This is a genomic window from Salinispora sp. CH2A1_6 (genome assembly GCF_056820975.1).
Window position 1 is genome coordinate 72,270 of the sequence record NZ_JBXEDG010000016.1, and the last position, 19,853, is coordinate 92,122.

Consider the following 19,853-nt stretch of genomic DNA (forward strand, 5'->3'; position numbering starts at 1 on the left):
CGTGACGGTGAGCCGGGAGATCGACGACATCCTGCAGCGCGGCGCGGACGGTGGGCGGATCACGCCTGAGGAGGCCCTGCTGCTCTACACCGAAGCGCCCTTGCACGCGCTGGGTGAGGCGGCCGACACGGTACGGCGGCGGTGGTACCCGGACAACATCGTCACGTACCTGATCGACCGCAACATCAACTACACGAACGTCTGTGTGACGGCGTGCCGGTTCTGCGCCTTCTACCGGGCGCCCAAGCACCGGGAGGGCTGGACCCACCCGACGGAGGAGATCCTGCGCCGCTGCGGCGAGGCCGTCGAGTTGGGCGCCACCCAGGTGATGCTGCAGGGTGGGCATCATCCCGACTACGGGGTGGAGTATTACGAGGAGCTCTTCTCCTCGGTGAAGCGGGCCTACCCGCAGCTCGCCATCCATTCGATCGGCCCGAGCGAGATCCTGCACATGGCGAAGGTGTCCGGGGTGGGTCTGACCGAGGCCATCACCCGGATCAGGACGGCCGGCCTGGACTCGATCGCGGGCGCCGGCGCCGAGATGCTGCCGGCCCGGCCGCGGAAGGCGATCGCGCCGCTGAAGGAGTCCGGTGAGCGCTGGCTCGAGGTGATGGAGCTCGCCCACCAGCAGGGCGTCGAGTCGACCGCGACGATGATGATGGGCACCGGGGAGACTGCCACCGAGCGGATCGAGCACCTCCGGATGATCCGCGACGTGCAGGACCGGACGCGGGGTTTCCGGGCCTTCATCCCGTGGACCTATCAGCCGGAGAACAACCATCTCAAGGGTCGGACCCAGGCCACCACCCTGGAGTACCTGCGGCTGGTGGCGGTGTCCCGGCTCTTCTTCGAGACCGTGCCGCACCTCCAGGCGTCATGGCTCACCACCGGCAAGGATGTCGGCCAGCTCGCGCTGCACATGGGGGTTGACGATCTGGGCTCGATCATGCTGGAGGAGAACGTCATCTCCTCGGCCGGGGCGCGGCACCGTTCGAACCTGCACGACCTGATCGGGATGATCCGGTCGGCGGACCGGACCCCCGCCCAGCGGGACACCCACTACCGGCGGCTCGCCGTGCACCACACTCCCGCCGAGGACCCGCGGGACGACCGGGTGGTGTCGCACTTCTCGTCGATCGCCCTGCCCGGCGGCGGCGCCGGGAAGACGCTGCCACTGGTTGACGTCGGCTGAGGGTGGCCGGCGGCGCTGCTGCTGTTGCTCTCGCGGCGCGGATGGCCTGGTAGGGGGCCCTCCCGGCGGGAGGTGCGACGGCTGGCACAGTGGAGGGGTGAGTACGTCTCAGGGCCAGCGCGCCAGCCTGGACAAGCAGCCGCACGAGGTCGCCACGATGTTCGACGGCGTGGCCGCCCGCTATGACCTGACGAACACCGTTCTCTCCTTCGGGCAGGACCGGTCCTGGCGGCGGGCGACCCGGGCCGCGCTGGACCTGCGGCCCGGCGAGCGGGTGTTGGACGTGGGCGCCGGCACGGGTGTCTCGACCGGGGAGCTCGCCCGCTCGGGGGCGTACGCGGTCGGCGCCGACCTTTCCCTGGGGATGCTGGCCGCAGGCCGGCGGACCCGCCCCGAGGTGCCCCTGTTGGCCGGGGACGCGCTGCGGTTGCCCTTCGCCGATGCCAGCTTCGACGCGGTGACCATCTCCTTCGCGCTGCGCAACGTGCAGGACACGGACGCGGCGCTGCGCGAGTTGGCCCGGGTCACGAAGCCCGGTGGCCGGCTGGTGGTCTGCGAGTTCAGCACCCCGGTCAACCCCGTCTTCCGCACGATCTACCTGTCGTATCTGATGCGGTCGCTGCCGGCGGTGGCGCGGTCGGTGGCGAGCAGTCCGGACGCGTACGTCTACCTGGCGGAGTCGATCCGCGCGTGGCCGGATCAGGCGGCACTGGCGGAGCAGATCGGGTCGGCGGGCTGGCAGCGGGTGGCCTGGCGCAATCTGACCGGCGGCATCGTTGCGCTGCATCGTGCCCTCCGGCCGTGACGGTGGCGCCGGCGCCTCGGGCGAGGACGGCTGCGTCCACGTTGATTCGTGACGAAGTGGCCGGCTACGCCGGCCCTGCCGCTGCTGACCGGCGGCTTTCTTTCAAGTTAGGTGCCCCTAATATGTCACCGCCGCCTGGCCGGTCATAGACTCCGTACCGTCTGGCTTGTGAACGTTTTCACGAGCGTGCGGGAGGGAGGGTGCGGATGACCACGGAGAACGACGCCGAGGTGATCGTCGTGGGCGCGGGCCCAGGTGGTTCGGCGACCGCGTACCACCTGGCCCAGCACGGTGTCCGAGTGTTGCTGCTGGAGAAGACCGAGTTCCCGCGGGAGAAGGTCTGCGGCGACGGGTTGACCCCGCGCGCGGTGCGCCAGCTGGTGCGGATGGGCGTGGACACCTCGGCCGAGGCGGGCTGGGTGCGCAACCGTGGCCTACGGGTCGTCGGCGGTGGCCTCCGACTCGAGCTGGACTGGCCCGACCTGGCCAGCTTCCCCAACTACGGCCTGGTGCGTCCCCGGCTGGACTTCGACGAACTGCTCGCCCGGCGTGCCGTCGCCGCCGGTGCCGAGCTGCGCACCGAGGTTGAGGTCACCGCCCCGATCTTCGACCGTGCCGGCCGGGTGGTCGGGGTCGAGGCGGCGGTCGGCCCGGATCGGGAGCCGGCTACCTTCCGGGCGCCCCTCGTGGTCGCCGCGGACGGCGTCTCCGGCCGTTTCCCGCTCGCCCTCGGGCTGGCCAAGCGGGATGACCGACCGCTCGGCGTGGCTGTCCGGCGGTACTACCGCTGCCCGGCCAAGCACGACGACAACTACCTCGAGTCCTGGCTGGAGCTGCGCCGCAAGGGCAGCGACGCGCTCCTGCCCGGCTACGGCTGGATCTTTGGACTGGGTGACGGCCGGGTGAACGTCGGCCTGGGGGTGCTGAACTCCTCCGCCGCGTTCGGTAAGACGAACTACCGGCGGCTGCTCACCGACTGGCTCGCCAACACCCCCGAGGAGTGGGGGATCGCCGACGAGGCCAACGCCGAGGGGTCGATCCTCGGCGCGGCGCTGCCGATGGGCTTCAACCGGGTGCCCCACTACTCGCGCGGAACGCTGCTCGTCGGTGACTCCGGCGGCATGGTCAACCCGTTCAACGGCGAGGGCATCGCGTACGCGATGGAGTCGGGTGAGCTGGCCGCGGAGGTCGCGGTGCAGGCGCTCGCCCGTTCGGCCGGCGTCGAGCGGGAGCGCGCGTTGATGGCGTACCCGGCGGAGCTGAAGGCCCGGTTCGGCGGTTACTACCGGCTCGGCGGGATCTTCGTGAAGCTGATCGGCCGTCCCGAGATCATGCGGGCTGCCACGAAGTACGGCCTGCCGCACCCGATGTTGATGCGCTTCGTGCTCAAGTTGTTGGCCAACCTGACCGACCCGCGCGACGGGGACGCGATGGACCGGGTCATCAACGCGATGACGAAGGCGGCGCCAGCTGTGTGACGCGGTCTGGATCGCGGTGTGTTTTGACCCCGCCGGCAGTCGCCGACCGGGATGTGAATAGTGTGATATTTGTCCAGCATCGAGGGCAGGGAAGGACGAGCAGGAGAAACGATGTCGCTCTCGCCTTACATACCGATCATCGGGTTGTTCGCCCTCGCCGCGGCGTTCGCGCTGTTCTCCGTGGCAGCCGCTCGCCTCGCCGGCCCACGCCGTTACAACCGGGCCAAGCTCGAGGCGTACGAGTGTGGAATCGAGCCGAGCCCGCAGCCCGTCGGCGGTGGCCGGTTTCCGATCAAGTTCTACCTGACGGCGATGCTCTTCATCGTCTTCGACATCGAGATCATCTTCCTTCTTCCCTGGGCTGTCACGTTCGATGCCCTGCCGATCTTCGGCCTCGTGGAGATGGTCCTGTTCATCGTCGCGGTCCTCGTCGCGTACGCCTACGTGTGGCGTCGCGGCGGCCTGGACTGGGACTGAGGAAGGAACCGTAGATGGGTATCGAGGAGAAACTCCCCGCCGGTGTCCTGCTCACCTCGGTGGAGAAGTTCGTCAACTGGTCGCGTAAGTCGTCGGTCTGGGGGGCCACCTTCGGCCTCGCCTGCTGCGCCATCGAGATGATGGCGGCCGGCGGCCCCCACTACGACATGGGCCGTTGGGGCATGGAGGTCTTCCGGGCCTCACCCCGGCAGGCGGACCTGATGATCGTTGCCGGGCGGGTGAGCCAGAAGATGGCCCCGGTGCTCCGGCAGATCTACGACCAGATGGCCGAGCCCCGCTGGGTGCTGTCGATGGGCGTCTGCGCCAGCAGCGGCGGCATGTTCAACAACTACGCGATCGTCCAGGGCGTTGACCACGTCGTGCCGGTGGACATGTACCTGCCCGGCTGCCCGCCCCGGCCGGAGATGCTCATCGACGCGGTCCTCAAGCTCCGCGAGAAGATCATGCATGAGCCCCTCGGTCCGAACGGCCGCAAGATGCTGGAGGCCCGCAAGGCGCGCGGTGACGTGCCGGTCGTGCCCTACGGGTCGATGCCGTCGTCGTACCGCAGCGACAAGGCCCGTCGCGCCGAGTGGACGAAGGCTGTCCGCGAGGGACGCGAGGAGCAGCTGCGGATTGAGAACTGGATGAAGGCCCAGCCCCACCTGCAGCAGTACGAGGGGTTGAAGAAGTGATTGAGCCTGCGAGCCCCGCGGTCGTGAACGGAGGGCCGGTGACATGAGCGCACCCCAGGACAGGACGGACGACGGCGGCGTGCCGGTACCGGTGACCCCGGCCGGGGCCACCGGCGGCGCTCCGGCTGAGCTGCCCCCGTCGAGCCCCGCCGGGCGGGGAATGTTCGGTGACCAGGGCACCGGCGATGTCTCCGGCTACGGCGGGTTGGTCCGCCCGCAACGGTCGATCGAGGCGGCTACCCGGCCGTACGGCGGCTACTTCGACGAGGTCACCGATGCGCTGGAGGAGGCGTACCCGGCCTTCGGCGAGGCGATCGAGAAGGTCGTGGTCGACCGGGGTGAGCTGACCCTGCACATCCGCCCGGAGCGGATCGCCGAGGTCTGCCAGGTGATGCGGGACGACCTCTCGCTCCGGTTCGAGCTCCTCTCGTCGGTATCCGGGGTGGACTACCTCGGCGCCGACGCCCGCCGGCTGCACGTGGTCTACCAGCTGACCTCGATGACGTACCGGCGTCAGGTTCGGCTGGAGACGGCGGTTTCCGCCGAGGACCCGCACCTACCCAGCGTGACCAGCGTCTACCCGACCGCCGACTGGCAGGAGCGGGAGGCGTACGACATGTTCGGCGTCATCTTCGACGGACACCCCGGCCTGACCCGGATCCTCATGCCGGATGACTGGGAGGGCCACCCGCAGCGCAAGGACTATCCGCTGGGTGGTGTGCCGGTGGAGTACAAGGGCGCCGAAATCCCGCCGCCGGACCGCCGGAGGTCGTACCAGTGAGTGAGCTTGCGAGCCCCGCAGTCGCGAACGGAGGGCAGGTAGAGTGAGCGCGTCCAACTACGCCACCGAGCGGGAGACCGCCGAGGGCAAGGTCTTTACCGTCACCGGCGGGGACTGGGATGTCGTCCTCTCCGGCACGGACCCGATCAACGACGAGCGGATCGTCGTCAACATGGGTCCGCAGCACCCGTCCACGCACGGGGTGCTCCGGCTGGTCCTGGAGCTGGAGGGCGAGACGGTCCGTGAGCTCCGCTCGGTCGTCGGCTACCTGCACACCGGCATCGAGAAGAACATGGAGTTCCGGAACTGGGTTCAGGGCTCGGCCTTCGTGACCCGGATGGACTACCTCGCCCCGTTGTTCAACGAGACGGCCTACGCGCTGGCGGTGGAGAAGCTGCTCGGCATCGAGGAGCAGATCACCGAGCGGGCGACGACCATCCGGGTCCTGATGATGGAGCTCAACCGGATCTCCTCGCACCTGGTCTGGGTGGCCACCACGGCCATGGAGCTGGGCGCGATCAACATGATGCTCTACGGCTTCCGGGAGCGGGAGTACGTCCTGGAGATCTTCGAGCTGATCACCGGGCTGCGGATGAACCACGCCTACGTCCGCCCGGGTGGGGTGGCGCAGGATGTGCCGGACGAGGCGATCGCCAAGATCCGTGACTTCTTGAAGCTGATGCCGAAGAAGCTCGCGGAGTACGAGAAGATGCTCTCCGGTCAGCCGATCTGGCTGGAGCGGACGCAGAACGTCGGGGTGCTCGACGCGACCGGCTGCCTCGCGATGGGTGTGACCGGCCCGGTGCTGCGCTCCGCCGGCCTCGCCTGGGACCTGCGCAAGACGATGCCGTACTGCGGCTACGAGACGTACGAGTTCGACGTGCCGACCCACACCGACGGTGACGTCTGGGGCCGGTACCTGGTCCGGCTGGCCGAGATTCGGGAGTCGTTGAAGCTCGTCGAGCAGGCGGTGGACCGGCTCCGGCCGGGCCCGGTGATGGTGGCGGATCGGAAGATCGCCTGGCCGGCGCAGCTCGCCATCGGTGTTGACGGCATGGGTAACTCGCTGGAGCACGTGGCGAAGATCATGGGGCAGTCGATGGAGTCGCTGATCCATCACTTCAAGCTCGTCACCGAGGGCTTCCGGGTCCCGCCCGGTCAGGTGTACGTGGGCATCGAGGCACCCCGGGGTGAGCTGGGCGTGCACGCGGTCTCCGACGGGGGGACCCGGCCGTACCGGGTGCACTACCGGGAGCCGAGCTTCGTCAACCTGCAGGCCCTGCCGGCGATGGCCGAGGGTGGCCTGATCGCCGACGTGATCGCCGGTGGCGCCTCGCTGGACCCGGTGATGGGTGGGTGTGACCGGTGAGTGACGCAGTCGCGAACGGAAAGGGGGCACCGATGACCGTGTTTTCCGAGGAGACCCGGGCGCGGGCCCGGGAGATCATCGCTCGGTATCCGGCCGATCGGTCCCGCTCGGCGTTGCTGCCGCTGCTGCACCTGGTGCAGTCGGAGGAGGGGTATGTCTCTCCGGCCGGCATCACGTTCTGCGCCGAGGTGCTGGGACTGAACAAGGCTCAGGTCGGTGCGGTTGCCTCGTTCTACACGATGTACAAGCGCCGGCCGACCGGTGACTGGCTGGTCAGCGTCTGCACCAACACGATGTGCAACGTGCTGGGCGGCCAGGAGGTGTACGACACCCTGGTCGAGCACCTCGGTGTCGGACACGAGGAGACCACGGCCGACGGCACCGTCACGCTGGAGCACGCCGAGTGCCTGGCGGCGTGCGACTACGGACCGGTGATGACGGTCAACTACGACTTCTTTGACAACGTGGACCCGAAGACGGCGGTCGGCGTGGTTGACGAGCTGCGTGCCGGTAACCGGCCGAAGCCGAGTCGTGGGGCTCGGCTCTGCCAGCTGAAGGAGATGTCGGTGCAGCTCGCCGGCTTCGCTGACGAGCGCGAGGGCGCGGTCGCCGACGGGGTCCCCGGCGAGCCGACCGTGCGCGGGCTGCGGCTGGCGCAGGAGCACGGCATCGCGGTCGCCGGCTTCGACCCGAACACGCCGATTCGCAGCAAGGCCGAGGCCGAGCAGGCCGCCGCCGAGGCGAAGGCGAAGGCCGAGGCCAAGCCTGCCGCCGCTTCGGCTGGCGCGGCCACGGAGAGCCGGCCGGCTGGCTACGCCAAACCCGCCAGTGACGCCAAGCCCGCGGGGGACGAGGCGCCGGTGAAGGAACGCTCGTTGAAGGACGCAGCGGCGGGCATGGGAGATGCGGCCGGGAACGAAAGGGGCGCAGACCAGTGACCACTCCTCGGTCGGAGACGCTGGCCAAGCTCACGCCGGTGCTGACCAAGCGCTGGCTGTCGCCGGACGCCTGGCGGATCGGCACCTATGAGCGGCTGGACGGGTACGCCGCGCTTCGCAAGGCGTTGGGTGCCCACCCGGACGACCTGATCCAGCTGGTCAAGGACTCCGGGCTGCGCGGCCGGGGCGGGGCGGGCTTCCCGACCGGTCTCAAGTGGGGTTTCATCCCGCAGGAGCCGGACGGCAAGGCCCCGACGCGACCGCACTACCTGGTGGTCAACGCGGACGAGGGCGAGCCGGGCACCTGCAAGGACCTGCCGCTGATGACGCACGACCCGCACTCCCTGATCGAGGGTGTGATCATCGCGTCGTACGCGATCCGGGCCAACCGTGCCTACATCTACATCCGCGGCGAGGCGGTGCACGCCGCCCGCCGGCTGCGGCACGCGGTGCAGGAGGCGTACGCCCGGAACTACCTCGGGAAGAACATCCTCGGCAGCGGCTTCGACCTGGAGCTGGTGGTGCACTCGGGCGCCGGGGCGTACATCTGCGGTGAGGAGACCGCGCTTCTGGATTCGCTGGAGGGGTTCCGCGGCCAGCCCCGGCTGCGCCCGCCGTTCCCGGCGACCCACGGTCTGTACGCCAGCCCGACGGTGGTGAACAACGTCGGCACCATCGCCTCGGTTCCCTACCTCGTGTTGGGGGGCGCCGCCTGGTGGCGGAGCATGGGCACGGAGAAGTCCTCCGGGCCGATGATCTACTCGCTCTCCGGCCGGGTCGTGAACCCGGGCCAGTTCGAGTGCTCGATGGGTGTCACGCTGCGTGAGCTGATCGAGCTGGCCGGCGGTATGCAGCCGGGGCACTCGCTGCGGTTCTGGACGCCGGGCGGCTCGTCAACGCCGCTGCTGACCGCCGACCACCTGGATGTGCCGCTGGACTTCGAGGGAGTGGCGGCGGCGGGGTCGATTCTCGGCACCACGGCGACGCAGATCTTCTCCGACCAGGACTGCCCGGTCTACGCGACGTACCGGTGGCTGGAGTTCTACCACCACGAGTCGTGCGGCAAGTGCACCCCGTGCCGGGAGGGCAACTACTGGATGGTCCGGATCTACCGCCGGATCCTCTCCGGCCAGGGCACCCAGGAGGATCTGGACACGCTCCTGGACACCTGCGACAACATTCTCGGCCGCTCGTTCTGCGGCCTCGGTGACGGTGCCACCAGCCCGGTGACCTCCTCGTTGAAGTACTTCAAGCAGGACTACCTCGACTATGTCGAGGGCCGGACCGCACCGAAGCTTTCCGACAAGCAGTTGGTGGGAGCCCACTGATGACGGACGTAGCCAAGCAGACCGAGACGGTCACGCTCACCATCGATGGCATTGAGGTCACCGCCCCCAAGGGGGAGCTGGTGATCCGGGTGGCCGAGCAGATGGGCGTCGAGATCCCTCGGTTCTGCGACCACCCCCTGCTGGCCCCGGTGGGGGCCTGCCGGCAGTGCCTGGTCGAGGTGGAGGGGCAGCGCAAGCCGGTCGCCTCCTGCACCCAGACCGTCGCGGACGGCATGGTGGTGAAGACGCAGCTCTCCTCCCCGGTCGCCAAGAAGGCGCAGGAGGGGATGATGGAGCTGCTGCTCGTCAATCACCCACTCGACTGCCCGATGTGCGACAAGGGCGGCGAGTGCCCGCTGCAGAACCAGGCGATGTCGACTGGCCGTACCGACTCCCGGTTCCACGAGCACAAGCGCGAGTACGAGAAGCCGCTGGAGATCAGCACGCAGGTGCTGCTCGACCGCGAGCGGTGCGTGCTCTGCCAGCGGTGCACCCGGTTCTCCGAGGAGATCGCCGGCGACAAGTTCATCGATCTGATGAACCGCTCGTCGGCAGAGGAGATCAATATCTACCGGGACGAGGCGTACGGCGACTCGGAGAGCGAAGACGGCGACGTGCCGTTCAACTCGTACTTCTCGGGTAACACCATCCAGATCTGCCCGGTGGGGGCGCTGACCGGCGCGCAGTACCGCTTCCGCGCCCGCCCGTTCGACCTGGTCTCCAGCCCCAGCATCTGCGAGCACTGCTCGGCCGGTTGCGCCCAGCGCACCGACTGGCGGCGGGGCAAGGTGCTGCGGCGGCTGGCCGGCGACGACCCGGCGGTCAACGAAGAGTGGAACTGTGACAAGGGGCGCTGGGGCTTCCAGTACGCCCGCGCCACCGACCGGCTGACCACGCCACTGGTCCGGGACGAGCGTACCGGCGAGCTACGCGAAGCCTCCTGGAGCGAGGCGTTGGCCGTCGCCGCCGACGGGCTGCGGGCCGCCCGCGACGGTGGGTCGGGCACGGCGGTGCTCACCGGCGGTCGGCTGACCGTCGAGGACGCCTACGCGTACGGGAAGTTCGCCCGGATCGCGCTGCAGACCAACGACCTCGACTTCCGGGCCCGGCCGGTCTCCCGGGAGGAGGCCGACTTCCTGGCCAGCTCGGTCGCCGGCGCCACCGATGTCAGTTACGCCGACATCGAGAAGGCGCCCGCGGTGGTGCTGGTCGGCCTGGAGCCGGAGGAGGAGTGCCCAATCCTCTTCCTGCGGCTGCGCAAGGCGCACCTGAAGAAGAACCTGACGGTCTACGCCATCGCGCCGTTCGCCACCCGTGGTCTGGAGAAGCTCGGTGCCAAGCTGGCCCGGGTGGTGCCGGGCGAGGAGGCGAGTGTGCTCGCCGAGCACGCGACGGTCGCCGAGGCGCTCAGCCAGCCGGGGGCGGTCCTGTTCGTCGGTGAGCGGCTGGGCGCGACCCCGGGTGGGCTCTCCGCTGCGGCGGAGGTGGCCCGGCGTACCGGCGCCAAACTGGCCTGGGTTCCGCGGCGCGCCGGCGACCGGGGCGCGGTGGACGCGGGCTGCCTGCCGAACCTGCTCCCCGGTGGCCGTCTGGTCACCGAGCCCGCCGCCCGCGCCGAGCTGGGCGAGGCGTGGGACGTGCCGGCCGGAACCATCCCGAGCCAGGCGGGCCGGGACACGGACGCCATCCTCGCCGCCGCGAACGCCGGCGAGCTCGGCGCGCTGGTCGTCGCCGGCGTCGACCCGGCGGACCTGGCCGACCCCCGACTGGCCGAGCAGGCGCTGGACACGGTGCCCTTCCTGGTCAGCCTGGAGCTGCGCAACAGCGCGGTGACGCGGCGGGCGAATGTGGTCCTCCCGGTCGCCCCGGTGCTGGAGAAGGCGGGAAGCTTCCTGGACTGGGAGGGGCGGCTCCGCCCCTTCGAGGCGGTGCTGAACACCGCCGCGATGACCGACGGCCGGGTGCTGGACGCGCTCGCCGCGCAGCTCGACGTGCGGCTCGGCACCGCTGACGTGCCGGCCGTCCGCCGCGAGTTGGGTGAACTGCCGCGTACCCGGACCACGAAGCCGGCCCCGCCCACGGTGGCCCCGGCGGCTGTGCCGCAGCCGGGCGCCGGCGAGGCGGTGTTGGCCACCTGGCACCAGCTGATCGACCTGGGAACGCTGACCGACGGGGACGAGCACCTCGGCGGTACGGCCCGCCCGGCGATGGTCCGGTTGTCCCGGAGCACCGCGGAGTCAATCGGTGTCGCCGACTCGGACGCGGTGACCGTCGGCACCGAACGCGGCGGCGTGACCCTGCCGGTGGTGGTGACCGAGATGCCGGACGGCGTGGTCTGGCTGCCCACCAACTCGCCCGGATCGACCCTCCGCCGCAGCCTCGGCGTCGCGAGCGGGGCGGTCGTGCGGATCTCCGCCGGTACGACCGGCTCGACCGTTCCTCCGCAGTCCGACGCACCGGTCGCCGCCGACGCGACCGGCCGTCCGGGCCCGCTCCTCAACTCCGGTGGTGTCCAGTGAGGGTGGGGAGAGCACGAGTGGGGCGAGTCAGCCCCGCAGTCGCGACCGAAAGGTGGGCACAGTGACCTTCCTCGCCCAGGAACCGACGCTGGCCGATTTTGGCCGGGACCCCTGGTGGCTGGTCCTGATCAAGATTGTCTTCGCGTTCGCGTTCGGTCTGCTGGCCACACTGCTCGGCGTCTGGTTCGAGCGGCGGGTTGTCGGCCGGATGGCGGTCCGGCCGGGTCCCAACCAGCTCGGCCCGTTCGGTCTGCTCCAGACGCTCGCGGACGGCATGAAGATGGCCTTCAAGGAGGACATCCTGCCGCGCTCCGCGGACAAGGTCGTCTATTTCTTCGCCCCGGTCATCTCGGTGGTCTGTGCGGTCACCGCGCTGTCGGTGATGCCCTTCGGCCCGATGGTCAGCATCTTCGGGCACCAGACGCCGTTGCAGGTCACCGACGTCTCGGTGGCGGTACTGCTGGTGCTGGCCTGCTCGTCGATGGCGGTCTACGGCGTGGTGCTGGCGGGCTGGGCCTCCGGGTCGACCTACCCGCTCCTGGGCGGCCTGCGCTCCGCCGCGCAGCTGATCTCGTATGAGATCGCGCTGGGCCTCTCCATCGTGGCGGTCTTCATGCTCTCGGGCACGATGTCGACCAGCGGGATCGTCGCGGCCCAGGGAGAACGCCCCCAGCTCGAGTTCTTCGGTTTCGATGTCTCGGCACCCGGCTGGTACGCGATCCTGCTCTTCCCGAGCTTCGTAATTTTCTTCATCGCCATCGTCGGGGAGACCAACCGGGCCCCGTTCGACCTGCCCGAGGCGGAGTCCGAGCTGGTCGCCGGCTTCATGACGGAGTACAGCTCGCTGAAGTTCGCGCTGATCATGCTCTCCGAGTACGTCGCCATGGTGACCATGTCGGCGTTCACGGTGACGCTCTTCCTCGGCGGCTGGCGCGCGCCCTGGCCGCTCAGCATCTGGGACGGGGCGAACGCCGGCTGGTGGCCGATGCTGTGGTTCTTTGGCAAGGTCCTCCTCCTCGTCTTCGTCTTCGTCTGGCTGCGGGGCACCCTGCCCCGGCTCCGCTACGACCAGTTCATGCGCCTCGGCTGGAAGGTCCTGCTTCCGCTCAACCTGGTGTGGATTCTGGTGCTGGCGGCTTGGTTGAAGACCCAGGGTTGGGAGCGCGCGGACCGGCTGATCCTCTACGGGGCCATCGCCGGTGTGGTGCTGGTCGCCACCCTGATCTGGCCGAGCCGTCGGCCGGGGCCGAAGCCGACGCTGGCCGAAGAGGTCAACAACCGGCCGTCGGGCAGCTTCCCGCTGCCGCCGCTGGACCTTCAGGTACCACCGAGCCCGCGGACCCAACGCATCGTCGCCGAGCGGGAGCCGGCCAACCTCGCCGACACGGACTCCAGGGAGGTGTGACATGGGCGCGATCACCGGAACGTTCAAGGGCTTCGGGGTCACCTTCTCGCACATGTTCAAGAAGGTCGTCACCACCGACTACCCGTTCAAGCCGCCGGTCGCGGCGCCGCGCTACCACGGGCGGCACATCCTCAACCGGCACCCGGACGGCCTGGAGAAGTGCATCGGCTGCGAGCTGTGTGCCTGGGCCTGCCCGGCGGATGCGATCTACGTGGAGGGTGGCGACAACACCGAGGAGGAGCGCTTCTCCCCCGGTGAGCGGTACGCCAGCGTCTACCAGATCAACTACGCCCGGTGTATCTTCTGCGGACTCTGCATCGAGGCGTGCCCGACCCGCTCGTTGACCATGAGTAACGAGTACGAGCTGGCCCGGGACAACCGCCAGGACCTGATCTTCACGAAGGAGCAGCTCCTGGCGCCACTGCTGTCCGGTATGGAGCAGCCGCCGCATCCGATGCGGTTGGGTGACAGCGAGAAGGACTACTACGTCGGCGCGTTGGAGAACCCGGGTACCTCAGCCGGGGCGGAGCGCTCGCCGATGGGCCCCGGCCGTTACCGGATCAGCGAGCACCCCGGTGTGCAGTTCCCCGGCGCCGAGCAGGCCGCAGAACGGGCGGACAAGGGAGACGGAGCATGACCACGCAGACGGTGCTCGCCGCGGCGGGTTCGGTACCCGGAGGTGAGGCGGTCACCTTCTGGATCCTCGCCCCGCTGGCGCTGATCGGCGCGATCGGTATGGTCGCCGCCCGCAACGCGGTGCACTCGGCGCTGATGCTGGTCATGACGATGCTCTGCCTGGGCGTCTTCTACGTGATCCAGGCGGGGCCGTTCATCGGCGTGGTGCAGATCATCGTCTACACCGGCGCGATCATGATGTTGTTCCTCTTCGTGCTGATGCTGGTGGGCCGCGGTGCCTCGGATTCGGTGATTGAGACGTTGCGCGGCCAGCGGGTCGCGGCGCTCGTGCTCGGCGTCGGTTTCGCCGGACTCGTCGGAACCGGCCTGCACCGGGCGCTGGCGGACAGCACCGCTGTCGGGCTCACCGCCGCCAACGCCGAGGGCAATGTGCAGGGCATCGCCCGGCTGCTGTTCACCAAGTACGTTCTCGCCTTCGAGCTCACCTCGGCGCTACTGATCACGGCGGCGGTCGGTGCGATGGTGCTGGCACATCTCGAGCGGCGCCGGGAGGACCGGATGGACCAGGTCGCCACCATGAAGGCGCGGTTCCGCCCCGGTAACTACCCCGGCCCGAAGCCGGGCCCCGGCGTCTTCGCCACCTCCTCGTCGGTCGCCACGCCGGCCCGCCTACCCGACGGCCGCCTGGCCGAGCAGAGCACGCCGGAGATCCTGCCGGTTCGTGAGCTGACCGCCGAGGACACGACGTTGAAGGGGACCGAAAAGTGAGCGAGTTCTTCTCGGTCGAGCCGAACTACTACCTGGTCCTCGCCGCGGTGCTGTTCACCATCGGTGCGGCCGGGGTACTCGTCCGGCGGAACGCGATCGTGCTGTTCATGTGTGTTGAGCTGATGCTCAACGCGGCCAATCTGACCCTGGTCACCTTCAGTCGGATCAACGGTGACCTCAACGGGCAGATCATAGCGTTCTTCGTGATGGTGGTGGCCGCGGCCGAGGTCGTGGTCGGACTCGCGATCATCATGGCGATCTACCGGACCCGACGCTCGGCGAGCGTCGACGACGCCAACCTGCTGAAGTACTGAGGGGCCTGCGGTGATGGAGATATTGGCGAAAGCCCCCGTCGAGCCGGTGGGCGCCGTCACGTACGCGACCGCTGAAGGGTTGCTCGGCAGCGTCTGGCTGCTGGTGGCGATCCCACTGGTCAGCGCGGCGATCCTGCTGCTGCTCGGCCGGCGGGCGGACCGGTGGGGGCACTGGCTGGGTGTCGCGTCGGTCGGTGTCGCGTTCCTGCTTGGCCTGACCTACTTCTTCCAGCTCCGCGGTCTGGAGAACCGGTCCGTTGAGCGGAGCCTCTGGGATTTCATCGCGGTCGGTGACCTGCGAGTGGACTTCGGTCTGCTCTTCGACCCGCTGGCGGCGGTCTTCGTACTGCTGATCACCGGGGTGGGCTTCCTGATCCACCTGTACGCGGTGGAGTACATGGCCCACGACCCGGGGCGTCGGCGGTTCTTCGCGTACTTCAACCTGTTCGTCGCCGCCATGCTCCTGCTGGTGCTCGGCAACAACTACGTGATGCTCTACTTCGGCTGGGAGGGCGTCGGGCTGGCGTCGTACCTGCTGATCTCCTTCTGGTACGAGCGGCCCGCCGCCGCCACTGCCGGTAAGAAGGCGTTCCTGATGAACCGGGTCGGCGACGCCGGCCTGGTGATCGGCATCTTCATCATGTTCGCCACCCTGGGCACCACGCAGTACGACGAGGTTTTCACCGGCGTCGGCTCGCTGACCGCCACCACGGTCCTGCTGCTCGGCCTGCTCCTACTGCTCGGTGCGGCCGGAAAGTCGGGTCAGTTTCCGCTGCAGGCGTGGCTCCCGGACGCGATGGAGGGCCCGACCCCGGTCTCGGCGCTCATCCACGCGGCCACCATGGTCACCGCGGGTGTGTATCTGATCGCCCGCTCCAACCCGATCTTCTCGGCGAACTCGACGCTGCAGCTGGTCGTGGTGAGCATCGGCGCGCTGACGCTGCTGCTCGGTGCCATCATCGGCATGGCCAAGGACGACATCAAGCGGGTACTCGCCTGGTCCACGGTGAGCCAGATCGGTTACATGTTCCTCGGCGTCGGCCTCGGCGGCGCGGCGTATGCGCTGGCCATCGTGCACCTGCTGGCACACGGCTTCTTCAAGGCCAACATGTTCCTGGGCGCCGGCTCGGTGATGCACGGGATGAAGGACCAGGTCGACATTCGGCGCTTCGGTGGGCTGGCGAAATACATGAAGATCACCTGGTTGACCTTCATGGCCGGCTGGCTGGCGATCATCGGCCTGCCGCCGTTCTCCGGCTTCTTCTCCAAGGAGCCGATCATCGTGGCCGCGTTCGAGCGGGACGACTGGACGGCCTGGCTGTTCGGCATGGCGGCCCTGCTCGGTGCCGGGCTGACGGCGTTCTACATGACCCGGCTGTTCGTGCTCACCTTCCACGGCCCGGCGCGCTGGACCGAGGAGATCGACCACCCGCACGAGTCGCCGAAGCTGATGACGATCCCGCTGATCCTGCTCGCGGTCGGTTCGATCGGCGCCGGTGCCCTGATGGTCGGGCCCGTCCCCGAGTGGCTGGAGGCGACCGCCGGACTGGGTGGTGGCTCGGAGGCAGCGCACGAGACGGTGCTCTCGCACCTCGCCATCACGATCCTGTCGATCGGGGTGACCGTGATCGGTGCCGGGCTGGCCTGGTTCCTGTTCCGGCGCGGCACAGCCACCGAGCCGCAGCCGGCGGGGGTGCTGGTCACCGCCGCTCGGAAGAACCTCTACACCGACGCCGTCAACGAGACGGTGTTCGAGAAGCCGGGCATCTTCCTCACCCGGGCGCTGGTCTACCTGGACAACCGGGGCATCGACGGACTGGTCAACGCCCTCGCCGCCGGCGTCGGCGGTGGCTCGGGTCGGCTCCGGCGGCTGCAGACCGGCTTCGTCCGGTCGTACGCCACCTCGATCCTGGCCGGTGCCCTGCTGGTGGTGGCGGCCTTCCTGGCCGTCGAGGCGGGGTGGCTGGTGTGATCGACCTCAGGAGGCGGTCGGGGAACCCCGCAGTGGCCGCCGTCGGCGGACCGCACAGTGACGACGGAGGTAAGGCCGCGTAATGTCCGACTTCCCGTTCCTTTCGGTGCTCACCGTGGCGCCGCTGGTCGGTGCCCTGGTGGTCGCCGTCCTGCCCCGCCGCCGGCCGGAGCTGGCCAAACAGGTGGCGCTCGGCTGGTCGCTGTTGGTGCTGGCGCTCTCGGTGGTCATGTGGGTGACCTGGCAGACCGGTGGTGACCGGTTCCAGTTCCGCGAGTCCTATCCGTGGATTCCGAACTGGGGCGTCAACTTCACCTTCGCCGCCGACGGCATCGCGCTGGTCATGCTGATGCTGATCGCGCTGCTGGTGCCCCTGGTGATTCTGGCGTCCTGGCATGACGCCGAGTCCTCCAAGCGGTCGGTGCCGGTCTACTTCGCCCTGTTGCTGGTGCTCGAGTGCACGATGATCGGCGTCTTCGCCGCCGCCGACGTCTTCCTCTTCTACGTGTTCTTCGAGGTCATGCTCGTGCCGATGTACTTCCTCATCGGCAGTTACGGCGGACATCAGCGGCAGTACGCGGCCGTGAAGTTCTTCCTCTACTCGCTCGTCGGCGGCTTGTTCATGCTTGCCGCGGTGATCGGCCTCTGGGTGGTCGGTGGAAAGACCTTTGACTGGGCGGCGCTGTCGGAGGTGGATATCTCCACCGGGGCCGAGCGCTGGCTCTTCCTCGGCTTCTTCATCGCCTTCGCCATCAAGGCTCCGTTCTTCCCGTTCCACACCTGGCTGCCCGACGCCGGTGGCGCCGCCCCCGCTGGTGCCGCCGCGCTGCTGGTCGGTGTGCTCGACAAGGTCGGGACGTTCGGCCTGCTGCGCTACTGCCTTCCGCTGTTCCCGGACGCGGCCAAGTGGTTCGCGCCGTGGGCGCTGGCGCTGGGCGTGATCGGCATCATCTACGCGGCGCTCCTCGCGATCGGTCAGAACGATCTGAAGCGGCTGGTGTCGTACACCTCGATCGCGCACTTCGGCTTCATCGGGGTCGGCATCTTCGCGTTCACCAGCCAGGCCGCCACCGGTGCGGTGCTCTACATGGTCAACCACGGGCTCGCCACCGGTCTGCTCTTCCTGGTGGTCGGGATGTTGGTCGCCCGCCGGGGCTCCGCGCTGATCAGCGACTTCGGTGGCGCCGGCAAGCTGGTTCCGCTGCTGGCCGGGGTGCTCTTCTTCGCTGGTCTCGCCTCGCTGGCGCTGCCCGGCACCGCACCGTTCATCTCCGAGTTCCTGGTGCTGATCGGCACCTTCTCGGTGAACAAGCCGGTGGCGGTGATCGCCACACTCGGGATCATCCTGGCTGCGGCGTACGTGCTGTGGATGGTGCAGCGCACCACCCAGGGCACGCTCAACCCGGCGCTGACCGAGGTCGAGGGCATGAAGCGGGACCTGAACCTGCGCGAGAAGGTCGTGGTAGCCCCGCTGGTCGCGCTGATCGTGCTGCTCGGCTTCTACCCGAAGCCGGTCACGGATGTAATCAACCCTGCTGTCCAGGCGACCATGCAGGATATCGGCAAGACTGACCCGGCCCCGTCGGCCGGAACTCCACAGGAGGCGAGCCGGTGAGCGAGCTGAAGCTTCCGTCGATCGACTACGCGGCGCTCGCGCCGACGCTCATCTTGTTGGGCGCCGCTCTGGTCGGTGTCCTGGTCGAGGCGTTCGTGCCGCGCCGGCGGCGGCACGTGGTGCAGCTCGCGGTAGCGCTGCTGGCGGTGCTCGGTGCGCTGACCATGGTGGTGTTGAACGCCAATGATCGTCTGATCACCATCGGTGGTGCGATCGCCATTGACGGGCCGGCGCTCTTCCTACAGGGCGCGATCCTGGTGTTGGCCGCGATGGCCTTGCTGCTCATCGGCGAGCGTACGGTCGAGCGTGGTGGGGCGTTCGTGGCTCAGGCGGCGGTGACCGCCGAGTCGGCGGACGATCGTCGGCAGGCCGAAGGGGCGCCGGGCGCGACCGAGGTGTACCCGCTGATCAGTTTCGCCGTGGGCGGCATGCTGATCTTCGTGGCGGCGAACGACCTGCTGACCATGTTCATCTCGCTCGAGGTCCTCTCGCTGCCGCTCTACCTGCTCTGCGCCCTGGCTCGTCGCCGGCGGCTGCTGAGCCAGGAAGCGGCGATGAAATACTTCCTGCTCGGCGCGTACGCCTCGGCATTCTTCCTCTTCGGCGTCGCGCTGGTGTACGGCTTCACCGCCGGCGTCCCCGGCCGGACGGCGGGGGTTGACTTCGCCACCATCCACGCGGCGGTCGCGGAGAGCCCGTCCAGTTCCGTGCTGCTCTTTGGGGGCATGGCGCTGATCGCCATCGGCCTGCTGTTCAAGGCCGGCGCCGCGCCGTTCCACGTCTGGACGCCGGACGTCTACCAGGGGGCGCCCACCCCGATCACCGGCTTCATGGCCGCCTGCACGAAGGTCGCCGCGTTCGGCGCCCTGCTGCGGGTCTTCCACGTCGCCTTCGAGGGGGCCCGCTGGGACTTCACCCCGGTCCTCGGCGCGGTGGCGGTGCTGACCATGCTCGTCGGCGCGGTGCTGGCGGTCACCCAGACCGACATCAAGCGGCTGCTCGCGTACTCCTCGATCGCCAACGCGGGGTACCTGCTGGTCGGGGTGCTCGCACCGACCAGCGACGGGGTCTCCGGGACGATGTTCTACCTGGTGGCCTACGGCTTCTCGGTGTTGGCCGCGTTCGCGGTGGTCACCCTGGTCCGGGACGCGGACGGCGAGGCCACCCACCTGTCTCGCTGGGCGGGTCTGGGCCAGCGCTCGCCCTTCTACGCCGGGCTGTTCACCTTCATCCTGCTCGCCTTCGCCGGTATCCCGCTGACCAGCGGCTTCACGAGCAAGTTCGCGGTCTTCAGCGCGGCGTTCGACGGCGGTCAGGGCTGGCTGGTGATCGCTGGTGTGCTGACCAGCATGGTGCTCGCCTTCCCGTACCTGCGGGTGGTCGTGCTGATGTGGCTCTCCGAGCCGGGCGAGTCCACTCCCGCCGTGGTCATGCCGGGTTGGCTGACCTCGGCCGCGCTGACCATCGGTGTGGTCGCCACCCTGGTGCTCGGCGTGTTTCCGCAGCCGCTGCTCGACCTCGCCGCGGGAGCTGCAGAGTTCGTGCGGTGACACCGCTGATC

The 19,853-nt window shown here is 69.0% G+C and carries 17 protein-coding genes; all 17 read left to right on the top strand.

Annotation, left to right across the window (positions count from 1 at the left end):
- Position 1: 1 nt before the first annotated feature.
- The 17 genes from mqnC (at position 2) to nuoN (ending at position 19,842) form a co-directional block, all read left to right on the top strand.
- Positions 2-1,192: a cyclic dehypoxanthinyl futalosine synthase gene (gene mqnC / locus AC1UKG_RS21230; RefSeq protein ID WP_018743819.1), complete on the top strand. Its 1,191-nt coding sequence runs from the start codon at positions 2-4 to the stop codon at positions 1,190-1,192.
- Between the two features lie 97 nt (positions 1,193-1,289).
- Positions 1,290-1,997, top strand: coding sequence for a demethylmenaquinone methyltransferase (locus tag AC1UKG_RS21235; RefSeq protein WP_018743820.1), 708 nt, complete (start codon positions 1,290-1,292; stop codon positions 1,995-1,997).
- Between the two features lie 206 nt (positions 1,998-2,203).
- Positions 2,204-3,475, top strand: coding sequence for a geranylgeranyl reductase family protein (locus tag AC1UKG_RS21240; protein WP_018743821.1), 1,272 nt, complete (start codon positions 2,204-2,206; stop codon positions 3,473-3,475).
- A 111-nt stretch (positions 3,476-3,586) separates the two neighbouring features.
- Positions 3,587-3,952 carry an NADH-quinone oxidoreductase subunit A gene (locus AC1UKG_RS21245; protein ID WP_018814407.1) on the top strand — a complete coding sequence of 122 codons (366 nt, stop codon included), beginning with the start codon at positions 3,587-3,589 and terminating at the stop codon, positions 3,950-3,952.
- A gap of 14 nt (positions 3,953-3,966) precedes the next feature.
- Positions 3,967-4,647, top strand: a complete 681-nt coding sequence (locus AC1UKG_RS21250; protein ID WP_018731232.1) for a NuoB/complex I 20 kDa subunit family protein — start codon at positions 3,967-3,969, stop codon at positions 4,645-4,647.
- A 43-nt stretch (positions 4,648-4,690) separates the two neighbouring features.
- On the top strand, positions 4,691-5,428 hold the full coding sequence (locus AC1UKG_RS21255; RefSeq protein ID WP_018731233.1) for an NADH-quinone oxidoreductase subunit C: 738 nt from the start codon (positions 4,691-4,693) through the stop codon (positions 5,426-5,428).
- Between the two features lie 43 nt (positions 5,429-5,471).
- Positions 5,472-6,797, top strand: coding sequence for an NADH-quinone oxidoreductase subunit D (locus AC1UKG_RS21260; RefSeq protein ID WP_018252579.1), 1,326 nt, complete (start codon positions 5,472-5,474; stop codon positions 6,795-6,797).
- A 32-nt stretch (positions 6,798-6,829) separates the two neighbouring features.
- Positions 6,830-7,735 carry an NADH-quinone oxidoreductase subunit NuoE gene (gene nuoE / locus AC1UKG_RS21265; RefSeq protein WP_018743824.1) on the top strand — a complete coding sequence of 302 codons (906 nt, stop codon included), beginning with the start codon at positions 6,830-6,832 and terminating at the stop codon, positions 7,733-7,735.
- A complete protein-coding gene (gene nuoF, locus AC1UKG_RS21270) occupies positions 7,732-9,063 on the top strand; it encodes an NADH-quinone oxidoreductase subunit NuoF (RefSeq protein WP_018743825.1) in 1,332 nt (443 codons plus the stop codon). The genes nuoE and nuoF overlap by 4 nt, the downstream gene beginning before the upstream one ends.
- Positions 9,063-11,582, top strand: a complete 2,520-nt coding sequence (locus tag AC1UKG_RS21275) for an NADH-quinone oxidoreductase subunit G (protein ID WP_018743826.1) — start codon at positions 9,063-9,065, stop codon at positions 11,580-11,582. The genes nuoF and AC1UKG_RS21275 overlap by 1 nt, the downstream gene beginning before the upstream one ends.
- A 61-nt stretch (positions 11,583-11,643) precedes the next feature.
- Positions 11,644-12,987 (top strand): NADH-quinone oxidoreductase subunit NuoH, encoded by a 1,344-nt coding sequence (gene nuoH, locus AC1UKG_RS21280; RefSeq protein WP_018743827.1) that lies wholly within the window; start codon positions 11,644-11,646, stop codon positions 12,985-12,987.
- Between the two features lies 1 nt (position 12,988).
- Positions 12,989-13,624 carry an NADH-quinone oxidoreductase subunit NuoI gene (gene nuoI / locus AC1UKG_RS21285; protein WP_018743828.1) on the top strand — a complete coding sequence of 212 codons (636 nt, stop codon included), beginning with the start codon at positions 12,989-12,991 and terminating at the stop codon, positions 13,622-13,624.
- A complete protein-coding gene (locus AC1UKG_RS21290; RefSeq protein WP_482643134.1) occupies positions 13,621-14,391 on the top strand; it encodes an NADH-quinone oxidoreductase subunit J in 771 nt (256 codons plus the stop codon). The genes nuoI and AC1UKG_RS21290 overlap by 4 nt, the downstream gene beginning before the upstream one ends.
- Positions 14,388-14,705: an NADH-quinone oxidoreductase subunit NuoK gene (gene nuoK / locus AC1UKG_RS21295; protein ID WP_018222465.1), complete on the top strand. Its 318-nt coding sequence runs from the start codon at positions 14,388-14,390 to the stop codon at positions 14,703-14,705. The genes AC1UKG_RS21290 and nuoK overlap by 4 nt, the downstream gene beginning before the upstream one ends.
- A 13-nt stretch (positions 14,706-14,718) precedes the next feature.
- Positions 14,719-16,677 (top strand): NADH-quinone oxidoreductase subunit L, encoded by a 1,959-nt coding sequence (gene nuoL / locus AC1UKG_RS21300; protein WP_475890214.1) that lies wholly within the window; start codon positions 14,719-14,721, stop codon positions 16,675-16,677.
- Between the two features lie 82 nt (positions 16,678-16,759).
- Positions 16,760-18,292 carry an NADH-quinone oxidoreductase subunit M gene (locus tag AC1UKG_RS21305; protein ID WP_018743831.1) on the top strand — a complete coding sequence of 511 codons (1,533 nt, stop codon included), beginning with the start codon at positions 16,760-16,762 and terminating at the stop codon, positions 18,290-18,292.
- Positions 18,289-19,842 carry an NADH-quinone oxidoreductase subunit NuoN gene (nuoN, locus tag AC1UKG_RS21310; RefSeq protein ID WP_018743832.1) on the top strand — a complete coding sequence of 518 codons (1,554 nt, stop codon included), beginning with the start codon at positions 18,289-18,291 and terminating at the stop codon, positions 19,840-19,842. The genes AC1UKG_RS21305 and nuoN overlap by 4 nt, the downstream gene beginning before the upstream one ends.
- Positions 19,843-19,853 lie beyond the last annotated feature (11 nt).

Coding starts and splice junctions, on each gene's coding strand:
- AC1UKG_RS21250 (WP_018731232.1), top strand. CDS start 3,967: ATGGGTATCGAGGAGAAACTCCCCGCCGGTGTCCTGCTCACCTCGGTG.
- nuoL (WP_475890214.1), top strand. CDS start 14,719: ATGGAGATATTGGCGAAAGCCCCCGTCGAGCCGGTGGGCGCCGTCACG.
- AC1UKG_RS21290 (WP_482643134.1), top strand. CDS start 13,621: ATGACCACGCAGACGGTGCTCGCCGCGGCGGGTTCGGTACCCGGAGGT.
- AC1UKG_RS21275 (WP_018743826.1), top strand. CDS start 9,063: ATGACGGACGTAGCCAAGCAGACCGAGACGGTCACGCTCACCATCGAT.
- AC1UKG_RS21305 (WP_018743831.1), top strand. CDS start 16,760: ATGTCCGACTTCCCGTTCCTTTCGGTGCTCACCGTGGCGCCGCTGGTC.
- AC1UKG_RS21255 (WP_018731233.1), top strand. CDS start 4,691: ATGAGCGCACCCCAGGACAGGACGGACGACGGCGGCGTGCCGGTACCG.
- nuoI (WP_018743828.1), top strand. CDS start 12,989: ATGGGCGCGATCACCGGAACGTTCAAGGGCTTCGGGGTCACCTTCTCG.
- AC1UKG_RS21240 (WP_018743821.1), top strand. CDS start 2,204: ATGACCACGGAGAACGACGCCGAGGTGATCGTCGTGGGCGCGGGCCCA.
- AC1UKG_RS21245 (WP_018814407.1), top strand. CDS start 3,587: ATGTCGCTCTCGCCTTACATACCGATCATCGGGTTGTTCGCCCTCGCC.
- nuoE (WP_018743824.1), top strand. CDS start 6,830: ATGACCGTGTTTTCCGAGGAGACCCGGGCGCGGGCCCGGGAGATCATC.